This window comes from Acidovorax sp. 107 (assembly GCF_003058055.1).
Classification (GTDB): domain Bacteria; phylum Pseudomonadota; class Gammaproteobacteria; order Burkholderiales; family Burkholderiaceae_C; genus Acidovorax.
On record NZ_QBTZ01000001.1, the window covers coordinates 2051264 to 2065198 of the forward strand.

At 66.6% G+C, this 13935-nt stretch carries 12 protein-coding genes; 2 read left to right on the top strand and 10 right to left on the bottom strand.

Annotation, left to right across the window (positions count from 1 at the left end; all coding sequences use genetic code 11):
* From rbbA to C8C99_RS09695, 4 genes are all read right to left on the bottom strand, one after another.
* On the bottom strand, positions 1-2772 hold the full coding sequence (gene rbbA / locus C8C99_RS09680; protein WP_233247193.1) for a ribosome-associated ATPase/putative transporter RbbA: 2772 nt from the start codon (positions 2770-2772) through the stop codon (positions 1-3).
* Complete coding sequence (locus C8C99_RS09685; RefSeq protein ID WP_108625631.1) at positions 2769-3839, bottom strand: HlyD family secretion protein; 1071 nt, start codon at positions 3837-3839, stop codon at positions 2769-2771. The genes rbbA and C8C99_RS09685 overlap by 4 nt, the downstream gene beginning before the upstream one ends.
* Before the next feature lie 227 nt (positions 3840-4066).
* The gene (locus C8C99_RS24185) at positions 4067-4519 is read right to left on the bottom strand and encodes a DUF1569 domain-containing protein (protein WP_233247194.1); all 453 of its coding nucleotides are present in this window, start codon (positions 4517-4519) and stop codon (positions 4067-4069) included.
* Positions 4520-4868: 349 nt separating this feature from the next.
* On the bottom strand, positions 4869-6092 hold the full coding sequence (locus C8C99_RS09695) for a GGDEF domain-containing protein (RefSeq protein WP_056645114.1): 1224 nt from the start codon (positions 6090-6092) through the stop codon (positions 4869-4871).
* Positions 6093-6348: 256 nt separating this feature from the next.
* On the opposite strand from C8C99_RS09695, the gene C8C99_RS09700 reads away from it, so the two are divergent.
* Entirely contained in the window at positions 6349-7170 is an 822-nt protein-coding gene (locus C8C99_RS09700; RefSeq protein ID WP_158274166.1) for a hypothetical protein, read from the top strand.
* A gap of 36 nt (positions 7171-7206) precedes the next feature.
* Here the strand turns inward: C8C99_RS09700 and C8C99_RS09705 are convergent, their stop codons facing one another.
* The 5 genes from C8C99_RS09705 to C8C99_RS09725 form a co-directional block, all read right to left on the bottom strand.
* Positions 7207-8493, bottom strand: a complete 1287-nt coding sequence (locus tag C8C99_RS09705; RefSeq protein ID WP_056644970.1) for a hypothetical protein — start codon at positions 8491-8493, stop codon at positions 7207-7209.
* Positions 8494-8656: 163 nt separating this feature from the next.
* The gene (locus tag C8C99_RS09710; RefSeq protein WP_056645116.1) at positions 8657-9421 is read right to left on the bottom strand and encodes a hypothetical protein; all 765 of its coding nucleotides are present in this window, start codon (positions 9419-9421) and stop codon (positions 8657-8659) included.
* Positions 9422-9426: 5 nt separating this feature from the next.
* On the bottom strand, positions 9427-9999 hold the full coding sequence (locus C8C99_RS09715) for a hypothetical protein (protein WP_056644973.1): 573 nt from the start codon (positions 9997-9999) through the stop codon (positions 9427-9429).
* Complete coding sequence (locus tag C8C99_RS09720) at positions 9996-10295, bottom strand: DnaJ domain-containing protein (protein WP_056644975.1); 300 nt, start codon at positions 10293-10295, stop codon at positions 9996-9998. Before C8C99_RS09720 ends, C8C99_RS09715 begins: the two co-directional genes overlap by 4 nt.
* 64 nt (positions 10296-10359) lie before the next feature.
* The gene (locus C8C99_RS09725; protein ID WP_056644978.1) at positions 10360-11073 is read right to left on the bottom strand and encodes a YebC/PmpR family DNA-binding transcriptional regulator; all 714 of its coding nucleotides are present in this window, start codon (positions 11071-11073) and stop codon (positions 10360-10362) included.
* Between the two features lie 222 nt (positions 11074-11295).
* On the opposite strand from C8C99_RS09725, the gene C8C99_RS09730 reads away from it, so the two are divergent.
* Complete coding sequence (locus C8C99_RS09730) at positions 11296-12525, top strand: nucleoside recognition domain-containing protein (RefSeq protein WP_056644980.1); 1230 nt, start codon at positions 11296-11298, stop codon at positions 12523-12525.
* Positions 12526-12588: 63 nt separating this feature from the next.
* Here C8C99_RS09730 and C8C99_RS09735 read toward each other — a convergent pair whose 3' ends face one another.
* Positions 12589-13917 carry a protein kinase gene (locus C8C99_RS09735; protein ID WP_056644983.1) on the bottom strand — a complete coding sequence of 443 codons (1329 nt, stop codon included), beginning with the start codon at positions 13915-13917 and terminating at the stop codon, positions 12589-12591.
* Between the last annotated feature and the right edge of the window lie 18 nt (positions 13918-13935).

The following is a 13935-nucleotide window of genomic DNA, read 5'->3' on the forward strand; positions in this document are numbered from 1 at the left end:
TCAGGTCTCCTGCTTGCGTAGCAGCAAGATCGCAGCGCCAACGATGACCGGCACCGCCACCAGCATGGGCCAGAACTCGGCCTGCAGGTCTTGCAAGGCGAGCGCCTTGTTGAACACGCCCCGGCTGATGGTGAACATGTGGCTGGCCGGGTAGACCTCGCCCACCCAGCGCGCAAAGCCGGTCATGGACGACACCGGGTTGATGAGCCCCGCAAACTGCACCGCCGGGATGAGCGTGCCCACCATGGCAAAGAACATGGCCGCAATCTGGCTGCGTGTGACGGTGGAGGCCAGCAGCCCCATGCCCGTGGAGCACAGGCTGAACAGCACGGCGCCCAGCGTCAGCGTGGCAAAGCTGCCGGTGATGGGCACTCCAAACACCGTCACGGCCGCCAGGCACATGAGACCAAAGTTGAACAGCGCCAGCAGCACATAAGGCAGCTGCTTGCCCAGCATGAATTCGGTGCGCGTGGTGGGCGTCACATACAGGTTGATGATGGAGCCCAACTCTTTCTCGCGCACCACCGCCAGGGCCGTGAGCATGGCGGGCAGCATCAGCAACAGCAGCGGGATCACGGCAGGCACCATGGACGGCAGGCTGCGCACGTCGGGGTTGTAGCGGTAGCGCGGCTCCACCTCCAGCAGGCCCCGGGGCACCGTGCCCGTGCGGCTGCGGCTTTGCTCCACCAGCCACTGCTGGTGCAGGCCCTGGGCGTAGCCGATGACGGTCTCGGCGCGCTGGGGCATGGCGCCGTCCACCCACGCGCCGATCTGCACCGGCTGGCCGCGTGCCACGTCGCGTGCAAAGCCAGGCGGGATCTCCAGCGCCAGCGATATCTCCGCGGACCGCATGCGCGCGTCCAGCTCGGCGTAGGTGGTGATGGGCGGCTGCTCGGTGAAGTAGCGCGAGCCCGCCAAGTTCAGCGTGTAGGCGCGGCTCAGCGCGGTCTGGTCGCGGTCCAGCACGGCAAAGCGCAGGTTCTCTACGTCCATGCTGATGCCGTAGCCCATCACAAACATCAGGATCAGCGAGCCCAGCAGCGCCATGGCGCCGCGCACCGGGTCGCGGCGCAGCTCCAGCGATTCGCGCCACTGGGTGCTGTGGATGCGGGCCAGGCTCTGGCGCAGGCGGGTGGGCCAGGTGGGGGCGTCGGGAACACGTACGGGCGATCGCGCAGCGGGCTCCGAAGCCTGCGCAGGCACAGGGTCTGGGGCCGTGCCCGCAGCATCCTCCAGGTAGCCGATGAAGGCTTCTTCCAGCGTGGCAGCGCCGCGTTTGGCCACGATGTCCTGCGGCGCTGCGCTCTCCAGCACGCGCCCTGCGTGCATCAGCGAGATGCGGTCGCAGCGCTCGGCCTCGTTCATGAAGTGGGTGGAGATGAAGATGGTGACCTTGTCGCGCCGCGCCAGCTCCACCATCAGGCGCCAGAAGTTGTCGCGCGCCATCGGGTCCACGCCCGAGGTGGGCTCGTCCAGAATCAGCAGCTCGGGCTGGTGCACCATGGCCACGGCCAGCGACAGGCGCTGGCGCATGCCCAGCGGCAGCTTCATGGGCATGGACCCGCGCACGGCCTGCAGGTCAAAGCGCTCCAGCATGGCCGTCACGCGCCCGGGCACCTCGGCCTCGGGCACGTGAAACAGACGGGCATGCAGCACCAGGTTCTGCTCCACCGACAGCTCGCTGTACAGCGAAAACGCCTGCGACATGTAGCCCACGCGCCGCCTCGTGGCCATGTCCTTGGGGTCCACCGGCTGGCCGAACAGCCAGGCCTGCCCGTCGCTGGCGGGCAGCAGGCCGGTGAGCATCTTCATGGTGGTGGACTTGCCGCAGCCGTTGCTTCCCAGAAAGCCAAAGATCTCGCCCCGCTGGATGCGAAAGCTCACATGGTCCACCGCCACGAAGTCGCCAAAGCGCATGGTGAGGTCGCGCGCCTCGATGGCAACGTTGGTGGCGTCGTCTGCCTGCGACCGGTCCAGCGGCGGGATCTGCACCGCCTGGTGGCCCCGGCGCTTGGCCTCGGGCAGCAGTGCCACAAAGGCCTGCTCCAGCGAATCGTGGCCGGCGCGGGCCATCAGCTCGGCGGGGGTGCCTGTGGCCAGAATGTGCCCCTCGTCCATGGCCACCAACCATTCAAAGCGCTGGGCTTCCTCCATGTAGGCCGTGGCCACGATCACGCTCATGCAGGGCCGCGCGGCGCGGATGCGGCCGATCAGATCCCAGAACTGCGCGCGTGCCAGTGGGTCCACGCCGGTGGTGGGCTCGTCCAGAATGAGCAGGTCGGGGTCGTGGATGAGCGCGCAGCAAAGGGCCAGCTTCTGCTTCATGCCGCCCGAGAGCTTGCCCGCGGGCCGCGCTAGGAACGGGTGCAGGCCGGTACTGCGCGTGAGTTCATCGATGCGGCGCCGCCGCTCGGCCGCGCCGTGGCCGAACAGGCGGCCAAAGAACTGCAGGTTCTCTTCCACCGACAGCGTGGGGTACAGGTTCTTGCCCAGGCCCTGCGGCATGTAGGCGATGCGCGGGCACACGCGGCTGCGGTGGCGGCTTTTGGCCATGTCGCCGCCCAGCACCTCCACCGTGCCCTGCTGCACCGCGCGGGCGCCCGCCACCAGCGCCAGCAGGCTGGACTTGCCCACGCCGTCCGGCCCGATCAGGCCCACCATGCGGCCGGCAGCCACCTCCAGGTCGATGCCATCGAGCGCCACCGTGCGCCCGTAGCGCTGGCCTACGCCACGCAGGCGGGCCACGGGTGACACGCTGCCGGGGAGGCTCACTGGTCGGCCTTGACGGCGAGGTTGGCGGGCCATTCCACCGCAGGGTCCACCCGCAGCCACGCCACGCCGGGCAGACCGGTCTTGACCTGCTCCTGGTGGCGCAGCAGCAATGCCTTGTCGATCTGGGCCCGCACGCGGAACATGAGCTTCTGGCGCTCACTGGCGGTCTCCACCGTCTTGGGCGTGAACTGCGCGGTGCTGGCCACAAACGACACGGTGGCCGGGATCACAAAGCCCGGCGCGGCATCGAGCACGATGCGCACATCGCTGCCCAGCGCCACGCGGCCCGCCACGGTTTCGGGCAGAAAGAAGGTCATGTACACATCGGTCAGGTCCACCAGCTGCAGCACGCGCGCGCCTGCGCCCACCACCTCGCCGGGCTGCACCACGCGGAACTGCACCCGCCCGTCGCGCGGGGCCTTGAGCTCGCTGTCGGCCAGCTCCACATCGATGCGGGCCAGCGTGGCCTCCAGCGCGCGCACGTTGGCTTCGGCGCTGGTCACCTGCGTGCGCGATGCGCCAATACCAGCCTGCGCGGCCTTGGCCTGGGCCTGGGCAGCCGTCACAGCGGCCTGCTGGCTGCGCACCTTGGCGCGGTCGTCGTCAAGCAACTGGCTGGAGAAAAAACCTTCGCGCGCCAGCTGCTCAGAGCGTGGCAGGCGGCGGCGGGCAGTGTCGAGGTCGCTCTCGCGCTGGGCCACGACCGCCAATGCAGCCTGGTAGTCGCTTTCGCGCTGGGCCACCTGTACCTGCGCGCTGCTGATGGCCAGCTGCGCCTGCTGCAGCCGGGCCACGGCCTCTTCGCGCTGGGCTTGCAGGCCGTCGATCTGCATGCGGGCAACGGGCTGCCCGGCCTTCACGAAATCGCCCTCGGCCACCAGGATGTCCTGCACCCGGCCCGCGAGCTTGGTGGCCACGGCGATCTCGGTGGCCTCGATGCGGCCGTTGCCGCTCACAAAGCCCGGGCCCGGCCCCCTGGACTGCCAGGGCGCCCACCGCACGACCAGCGCGGTGCCCAGCAACAACAGCGCTGCGACGGCCGCATAAATTTTCCACTTGCTGCCCATGGCTCTGATCCTCTTTGGTGCGGAGGCAGGAGCGCATTCGCCGTCACGTCAGCGAAGGCGCCTCACCTCAAAAAGCATCGTAAGCGCAGGGCCTGCATTGGCTGCGTGCGGTCAGCCACCTCACTTGACTTGCATCAATTTGGCTGCAATTGCGTGGAGCCTCCGCCTGATACGCAAGGCTCTCCCTGCGGATTCAGAGGGGCAAGTGTCAGCTGTCAGAGCCTGATCTAGCCGCGTCCATCAAAGGCCGACAGATGGTTGGCCAGGTGCATGGCATGCGCTTGCTCGTACTGCGGCCGGGTCAAGGCGCCGTAGGCAAAGTGGGGCTGCAGTGCGTCGGTGTGGATGGCAAAGCCCTGCACCGCCTGGCGCAGGCGTGCCATGGCAACCGATGCATCCGTGGTCGGCGCATCGAGCGCGGGGGCGCCCGGAATGGGCTCGGCCAGGTTGTGGCTCATGCGGCCACGCAGCGCAAACACCTGGAAAGCCGCAGTCCCCAGCGTGTTCTGGAACAGCGCTGACTTGGGCGACGGAAAACCCTGCAGCGAATACTCGATGCTCTGTGCGCAATGCACCAGCGTCTGCGCCCAGGTCCAGGCCGTGGCAGGCTCCAGCGCGTGGACGGCAGCCGCGTTCAGCCGCTCTGCCTCGCGCATCGCATCGTGCAGGGTGGCGAACACCAGTTGTCTGTCGTTGCCCGGTCGGTGCAGAAAATAGCCGGCTGCGCCAGCCGCAGCCAGGGCCGCCCCGGCACCAGCGGCCAGAAACGCCCGGCGACCAGACGCTGCGGGCGGCCCAGCGGGCGCAAGGCGGGCATCTGTGGGGCCGGTGACTGCGGGGGTTGCCGCGGACGGTGAGGCACCAGGTGCGCCAGAAGGTGGGGGGACTGCCATGGAGTTGCTTGCTCGCTTTGCCGTAGGGCGGTGAATGCGGCAATTGTGCCGCGCAGATACCGCTTTGTGGCCCCTGGCGGCCAGCCGCAGGGTCGGGCAGCCGACACAGCCCGCGATGTGAAGCGCAGCGGCAGCCCTACGCCACCAGGGTCGTTGTCGTGACAGGCGCAGCGGGGGCGGCAGGGGTGACGGGGGTGGTCGGGACGGCAGTCATTTCCACGCGGTTGCGGCCGCGCTCCTTGGCCCGGTACATGGTTTCGTCCGCGCGCTGCAAGGCCGTGTCCGCCGCCTCACTGCCCGAGCACAAAGTGACGCCAATGCTCACGGTGAGTGCGATGGTGCGCTGCTCGGTGACCACCGGGTGTGCCTCCACCAGGGCACGCAGGCGCTCGGCCACGGCAATGGCCCCACTGCCCACCGCATTGGGCAGGAAGATGGCGAACTCCTCGCCCCCCAGGCGGCCCATCACGTCCTCCTTGCGCAGACAGCGTTGGGCCAGCATCACAAAATGCCGCAGTACATCGTCGCCTGCGCGGTGGCCCCAGCTGTCGTTGACCTTCTTGAAGTGGTCCAGGTCCATGACCAGCACCGGCAGCGTCGTCTGCGTGCGCTGGGCGTTGCTGATGGCCTTGTCCAGCAGGGTCAGAAAGGCGCGGCGGTTGAACACATTGGTCAGCGGGTCCACCTCGGCCAGGTGGCGCAGTTCGTTGGTGATGAACTCATTGGTGAGCATCAACGCACCAAACGCCACCAGCACCAGAGCGATGGTGGACTCCAGGACCACAAACTGCGACAGCGCAGCCACCATGCCCGCTTCGGGTTGCGACAACTCCTGGGGCGTGGCCAGCTTGAACAGCATGGGCCGCACCAGCAAGAACACGCCATGCACGCCCACCGTGCCTGCAAACAGGTACCGTGCTGGCACCTTGCGAAAGCCGCCCCGTGCCATGGTGCGCGCGGCGAACAGGAAGCACACGCCAGGCACCAGGCCCGACAACACAAAACGCACTTCCAGATTGGGCTGCACCACGGTGAAATATGCCACCGTCGTCAGCAGCAACACCAGGGCACCCGCAGCCACCCCGTGGTGCAGGGGGGCCCGCCCCGTGTATTCACGCGCGCCCAGCAGGCACAGGTAGGCCGTCATTGCGATGGAGCCCTGCGCCAACAACACGGAAGGCAACTGCGGCATGTGGTTCCGCAGCATCAGGTTCATGCAGAACACCGTGGTGCAGAACAATGCCAGCGTCCACAACCGCAGCCCCGGGATGTTCCTGTTGAAGAACCACACGGCAGACAACACGGTGGTAACCAGCGCTGCAAGAATGGCCGCTACGATGACGAGGGTGGGGCTGTGCACTGTGGGGAAGAGGCGGGGCAGGTGTGGTGCCGACAAGGCGACTTTATCGCGCCATGCATGGCCGCTATGCAAGCCGGGCGAAGGTTGGGTCGTTATCAGCGTGAACAATGGTAACCGAGAGACCCTGCGGCGCGGTGGAGATCGCGGCGCGCAGCAAGCCCGGTTTGTGATGTCGCAGTGGCTAGGCTGTAGTCCGCACAGCCAAGGCGCACCCCAAAAATAACCAGTACCAAGATCAGGAATCCAGTCCGTCATGATGACTCAGACACGCCCTGCGCACGCCGCCACCAGAGCCTTGGCCGTCACCGTGTGCTGGACGGTCTTGCTGTTCAGCCCGCAAGCCCATGCTGAGGCGGCGCTGGGCGAGCTGGTGTTCATGCTCCCCAAGCTGCTGCTCATGGGCGTGTACTACGAGGTGGCCCAACCCACTACGCTGGCCATCATCTGGTCGGTGACTGCCCTGGCCTGGATGCTGTATCTGCTCACGGGGCGGGACGTGGTGGATGAGTGGCTGTCCAGACTTCCCACTGAAGACGAAACGCGCCACTGGATGTCGATCCACGCGTTCTGCACCCTGGTTGCCATCGGTTCGCTGGTAATCACCATGGTCGGGTACGTGCTCTGGGGGCCGCCTCCCAAGTCGTCGGTGCGCACACCCGCGCATACCGTGATGCCTACCAAAACCGAGCGGCCCCAGGCCCACAACACCCTGCCCTACCCCTACGGCAAGTCGCCCTCCAACCCCAAGGGCCAGTGGCCCACCTCTACCGAAAGTTTGCCTGGCCAACCCTGGGGGGCGTCGGGTGGCGTGGGCATGGTGCTGCTGAGAAACCCCACGCCCGAGGGCCTGTGGGCGCGCGTGTGCACCGCTGGCGCAGAGCCTTGCGATCTGCTGCGCCAGATCTATCTGGCGCCACAAAGTGGCTTGACACTGGAACGCGTGACGCCTGGCACCTATACCTTGGAGTACACGGAAACCAGCGGCGCACAACGGTCCGGCCGGTCAGAGCCTTTCAGGGTCGGCACCAACCCCATCGACAACACGACGTTGGTGCTGTCGGAATTTCGGCAGCCTTGAACCAAAGCGCCTGGGCTGCGCCGGCAGGACGCCGCATCAACTCACCACGTGGCATTCGCGCCGCAGCAGCGCCAGTGCATCGTGCATCTGGTAGTCGCGGTCGCTGGCCAGCGTGGCTTGTGCGTCTTGTACAAAACCGGACCACAGGGCCAGATAGTCCTGCTGGAAGGCCGCTGCCGCATGGCTGCGGATGAAATCGGCCGCCAGCTCGGGCTGCAGACCGGACTTGCGGATCTTGCGCACCAGGCTGGCGGCGGCTTTCTCGGTCAGCAGCGTTTTCTTGGGTGCGCCAGCGGCCAGGCACAGGAACAGCGTGAGCAGGGAGTGCTCGTCCTCGTTGCCTGCTGTCGCCTTCGTCCAGGTCTTGCTGGCGGGCTGCGGAGGTTCATCGTCTTCCTCCAATACGTCCAGGCTGCGGTGAAAGCTGTCCACTTCGGCCAGCGGGTCGTCCAGCAGGAAGTACCGCGCCCGAAAGGCCCCCATGGGGCGCAACAGGGTACGCAGGGGCGCAGCGGATTGCAGCAGCTTGGGCAGGTCGGCCAGTACCGCAGCGCATTGGGCTTGCAGCACATCGCGCAGCTCTGCGGGCACGCCAGCAGGCAAGCGCAGTGCCGTCGGCAGAGGCGCCTTCTGTTTGCGCAGGGCGGTCACCAGCTTTTCAAACGCCGGGGCGCTGGGCCACTCACCCGCCGCCATGGCCTTGGGGTCTAGCGCCTGCATCAGCAGCCCGGTACGGATCACGGCCTCGGCGTCGGCACCGGCGGTTTCCAGTTCGTCGGTGTCCAGGTCGTACTGCGCGGCCAGCCATTCGGCGGCGGCAATCGCCTGGGCGATATGGCTGCGCCGGGCCAACTCTGCGCGGTAGTCCGCGTGGGTGCGCAGCGACCACGCGGCCAGCAGTGAGGTCTCGGCATCGGCATACCCCGCCATGCCGAAGTTGCTGCTCTCGGGCATGGCGATCAGCCGCTTGAGCATGTCCGACCCGCCCTTGGAGCGCGACAGAAAGGAGTTGTCGCGCAACGAGACGGCCGCCTTGGCCAGGTCACCGTCCGTGGTCTCCAGCAAGTACAGGCTGATCAGGTTGACCATGCGGTCCCGCGCCTTCTCCAGCTCGGGCCGCAAAAACTCGCTGCCAAAGTAGCGCGCAATCTGCACCATGCCCTTGGGCGCATCGGTGTTGATGGCTGCCAACCTGTCCGTATTGATAAGGCCATGCTGCACGCCGTAGACCAGCGCCTTTTCAAAGAAGGGGCGGGCGTCGTGGAGTTGCAGGGCATTGGCGCCCGCTGGCGAATCAGAAGCAGTCGTAGGGGGCGAGGTCATGCAGGTAATCCATAGCGTTGCTCATGCTCTTTGCAACTGGCGCGGCCCCGGGCCAGGACCGCCGAGCAAGGGCCGCCCCGCAGCGAGGGCGGTGTCCCTCTTCCCGAATCACGCAGTGATTCGAGAGAAGGGGGAAGGCGCGCAGCGCCTCAGGGGTTGTTCTCTAGATAGCAGATTCTTCGTCAGAAGCACGTGCGGCGGGCGTGGCCTTGCCGCGGTCGGTTTCGCTGGTCTCGAACTTGCCATCGTCTTCCTCGGCGGGGGTCTCGTCGCCCTCTTCCAGGCCCAGGTCAAAGGCGCGTGCTTTGGCGCGCAGCACTAGCAGCATTTCGATGAACAGGTCGCGGCATTCATAGCGAAGCAGCCAGGCCATCTGCATCCAGTCGCGGTCCGCCACCTCGTCCTGATCGATGCGCGGCTGCACATAGCCCGAGGCCAGCAGCTCGTCGTCGCTCAGCGTGACGCCGTAGTCTTCGGTCGCGTCAAAGGTGCCGGTGCGGGCAAAGGCTTCGATGCGGCTCCACTTTTCGGCAAAGTAGTTGGCCAGGGCCTCGGCACCGCCCTCCAGGTCGCCAATGGCGGTGAGGAACTCCACCGGGTCTGCATCGTCGCGGAAGACCACGGCGTTGACCATGTTGCGCAGGTGCGTGTGGGTGAGGTCCTTGTACTGCTTCTCCAGCACCATGGCACGCGCAAACTGCTCGGGCGTGACCAGCATGTTGACCACGGACGCCTTGGAATCGTCGTACTCGCGCATCACGGCCAGGATGTCCTTGGGCGCGAGCTGGTCCAGCACCACCATCAGCGCGTTGTCGCCGTCGGTGTCGGCCAGCTCGGCCAGGGCCGATTCGGCGCCCACGATGTCACCGGCCGCAATCAGGCTGGTGGTCTTGGTGATCAGGGCCAGGTGTTGGTTGCTGCTGCTCATGGTCGTCATTCCTTGCGCTCAAAGCCCACATCGGCCAGCCAGTTGGCGCTGGACTCTTCGCGCGTACGGCTGTTGTGCGGGTCCACCGCGTCGTCGGCGCTCAAGGCGTTGTAGTCGTCGTCGTGTTCGGCGGCGTCTTCACCGTCGTCCTCGGCATCGACCTCGCCATGCGAGGCGGCGGGGGCCATGCGGGCGTGCTGCTGCAGGTATTCCAGCCCGGCGGCCACCGCCAGAAAACGCGCGCCCTGGGGCTCGCGCAGTACGGTCTGCGCCAGGCTTTGCGCCCAGGGCTCCAGCGCCACGGCATGTGCCAGGCTGTGCCAGTCGGGCAAGGCGTCCACCGGCAGGCCCAGCAGGTGCTCGACTGCAGCAGGCTTGGTAAAACGAAAGCCCCGGTGAAACACCACAGCCACCATCTCGGGGGCCAGCTCCATCATCTGCACCAGAAAGGCGATTTCATTGCGCTTCTCAGCCAGGCGCTTGCGCAGGACATCGTTGCCTTCGGAGTCGGACACCAGGTCGTCCAGCTCGGCCTGGTAGGCAGAGCGCAGGTCATGAAAGTAAGGAGAAAGTTTCACAGGGGAGAAGAGGAAGAAGAAAGAATGCGCGCGCTGTAGGCCTGCCAGATCTCTTGCGCGGTCTGCAGCGGGTCGTCCAGCAGATTGCGGCGGCGGTTGTCGTCGTAGGCTTGGCGGGCGTCGTCGTCCGACAGCACCTCGTAGGCCTTCTGCACCTGAGCAAAACGCTGGGCAGCGTCCGGCGCGTCGTTGCGGTCGGGGTGGTAGAACGAAGCCTTCTGCCGAAAGGCCTTCTTGACGTCGGCCAGCGACGCATTGGCCGCCAGCCCCAGGGCGGCGTAGTGGTCTGCAGTCATGAAAAAGTGGGTGGTGTGAAAGCCGATGGCGATGGCGCAGGCCTGAGAGGCCTACGGCCGTGCATCAGCCGCCTAGGCTCACAAACACGTTCTGCACGTCGTCGTTGCCGTCGATGGCGGCCAGGAAAGTTTCCACCTCTTCGAGCTGCTCGGCCGTGAGGTTGGCAGGGTTGACCGGGTTCTTGGGCTTGTAGCCCAGCTTGACCGACAGCACGTTGAAACCGTGGGCGGGCAGCGCACGGCTCACCAGGTCCAGTTCAGCCGGGTCGGTCCAGAAGGTGGTGGTGCCCTCTTCGTCGCCTGGCTCGCAGTCTTGCGCGCCCGCTTCAATGGCGGCTTCTTCCGGATCAGCGCCTGCCACGGCAGGCTCGGCCTCGATCATGCCGACGTGGTCGAAATCCCAGGCCACCGAGCCCGACGTGCCCAACTGGCCCTTGCGAAACAGCACGCGCATCTCAGGCGCAGTGCGTTTGACGTTGTCGGTGAGGCATTCGACCATCACCGCCACCTGATGCGGTGCATATCCTTCATAGATCACGCGCTCGTAGTTCACGGCGTCGGCCCCGGTGCCCGAGCCCTTCTTGATGGCACGCTCCAGCGTGTCCTTGGGCATCGATGCCTTGCGGGCCTGCTCGACCACCAGACGCAGGCGCGAGTTGCTGGCGGGGTCGGCGCCGCCGCGTGCGGCCACGGTGATTTCCTTGACCAGCTTGCCAAACAGCTTGCCCTTGGCATCGGCTACCAGAGCCTTGCCTTTTGCTTTCCACTGCGCGCCCATGGGGGTTACCTTTGTGTGTGGGTTGGGGGGTGTTTGCCGTGGGTCGCTCCGCGCGGCAAAACCCTATATTTTACTCGCCACGTGGCAATCGCCCGGCAAGAATGACCCGGCCGGTGTCGTGGCAGCGCCAAATCCGTGCCTACCGGCCCAGCCCTTCGCCCATCAGCGTGTAACCTCGGCGGCATGCCCGCACCCGCCTGCCCTCGTTCCTGAATCCCTCCCATGCTCAACACCCTGTGGCTCGGTTTCTTTCTGACGGCGGCGGTGGCCGCGCTGGCCCAGTGGCTGGTGGGTGGCAATGCCGACATTTTTTCGGCCATGGTGCAGGCCCTGTTCCAGATGGCGAAGCTCTCGGTCGAGGTGATGGTGCTGCTGTTCGGCACGCTCACGCTGTGGCTGGGTTTCTTGCGCATCGCCGAGAAGGCGGGTCTGGTGGACGCCTTGGCGCGCTGGCTGGCACCGCTGTTTGCCAGACTCATGCCCGGGGTGCCGCGCGGCCACCCGTCGCTCGGGCTGATCACGCTGAACTTTGCCGCCAACGCCCTGGGGCTGGACAACGCCGCCACGCCCATGGGCCTGAAGGCCATGAAGGCGCTGCAGGAGCTGAACCCCCAGCCCGATACCGCCACCAACGCGCAAATCCTGTTTCTGGTGCTCAACGCGTCCTCGCTCACGCTGCTGCCGGTGACCATCTTCATGTATCGCATGCAGCAGGGTGCGCCCGACCCGACGCTGGTCTTCTTGCCCATCCTGCTGGCCACGTCCGCATCCACCCTGGTGGGCCTGCTGAGCGTGGCCGTGGTGCAGCGCCTGCCGCTGTGGAGCCCCGTGGTGCTGGCCTACCTGATGCCGGTGGCGCTGGTGCTGGGCGGCTTCATGGCGCTGCTCACCACGCTCAGCGCCGCCGCCCTGGCCTCGCTGTCGTCGCTGCTGGGCAACCTCACGCTGTTTGCGCTGGTCGTGCTGTTTGTAGGGTTGGGCGCCTGGCGCAAGGTGCCGGTGTATGAGGCGTTCATCGAAGGCGCCCGCGAGGGGTTTGATGTGGCCAAGGGCCTGCTGCCCTACCTGGTGGCCATGCTGTGCGCGGTGGGCGTGTTCCGCGCCTCGGGGGCGCTGGGCTATGTGCTGGACGGCATCCGCTGGTGCGTGAACACGCTGGGCGCTGACGCCCGGTTTGTGGACGCCATGCCCACCGCCCTGGTCAAGCCGTTCTCAGGCAGCGCGGCGCGCGCCATGCTGATTGAGACCATGCAGACCCAGGGCGTTGACAGCTTTGCTGCCCTGGCCGCCGCCACGATCCAGGGCAGCACCGAAACCACCTTTTACGTGCTGGCGGTGTACTTTGGCGCAGTGGGCATCCAGCGCGCGCGGCACGCCGTGGGCTGCGCGCTGCTGGCCGAGCTGGCGGGCGTGGTGGCCGCCATCGCGGTGTGTTACCGGTTTTTTGGGTAATTTTGGCTGGTAGCGCTAGTGCAATATACCCAAACAGCTATCAATTATATAGCAGACAGAATATCAACCGCCAGCGGCTCCAGGCGCAGCCACCAGCTCCCACTCGGCCAACTGTTCATTGGTGGCAATCAGCCGCCCGACCAGCAGCTTGATGAAGGCCTTGTCAAAGCGCGACTGCAGATCCTCCGACGCCTCGCGCAGCGCGGGGTTGCGCACCTTGAGCACCAGCACCTCAGTCTCGGCCACGGCGGTGGCGGTGCGGATGCGGTTGTCGGGGCGCAGGTAGGTCATCTCGCCCAGCGTCACGCCGGGGCCCAGGGTGCTGAGGTTCCAGCCCTGGCGGCTGACGGCCACCTGGCCTTCGATGAGGATGCAGAACGAGTCGCCCGGCGTGTTCTCGCGCATCAGCACCGTGCCCTGCTCCAGCCGGCGCCAGCTGCCCAGGCGCATCAGCTCCCACAGGGCAACGTCGTGAAAGTCGGCAAAAAACGGCAGTGCTCGCAGGCGCGCAAAGCGCTCGGCCTCGGTGTCTTGCGACTTCTGGCGGGGCAGGCCCCGGTGTGCGGCCAGCAGCGCCTGGGCAAAGTCGGCCCAGGTGGCAAAGCGGTCGGCGGGCTGCTTGGCCAGCGCGCGCAGCAGCACTTCGTCCACATGCGCTGGCAGCGACGCGCGCAGCAGGCTGGGCCGCGTGGGCGTCTCGTTGCTGATCTTGTAGAGCGTGGCGAAGTCAGTGTCGCCATCAAACGGGCGGCGGCCCGTGAGCAGCTCGTACACCACCACGGCCAGCGAGAACATGTCGCTGTGGTGGGTGAGGTCCTGCTCGCGCACCTGCTCGGGCGACATGTACGACGGCGACCCCACCAGGCCGGACAGCTGGGTGGCATCGCTGCGCAGCGACAGGGCGGCACCAAAGTCGGTCAGCTTCACATCGCCGCCGCGCGCCAGCATGAGGTTGGCGGGCTTGATGTCGCGGTGCACCAGGCCCTCGCGGTAAGCGTATTCGAGCGCGTTGCAGCACTTGAAGGCGATGTCCAGCACCTGGGGCACGGGCAGCAAGGTGTCCGGCGTCGCAAAGTCGGACAGCGGCTGACCGTCCACGTATTCGAGCACCAGGTACGGCGGCAGCGCCTCTTCGTCCGCATCCAGCAGGCGCACGATGTTGGGGTGGCGCAGGCGACCCGACAGCGCGGCCTCGTTGCGCAGCAGCTTGCGGTAGCGCTCGGCCTGCTCGGGCACCTTCAGCAGGTGCGCGTGGGTCTGCTTGATGGCCACCTTGCGGCCCCGGAAGCCGTCGAGCCCCAGATACACAATGCCACTGGCGCCCCGCCCCAGTTCACGCTCGATGCGGTACTTGCCGATGATGGCGGGCGGGGCAGAAGTGGCAGTGGCCATGGCGGGGCTCCCGGTCAG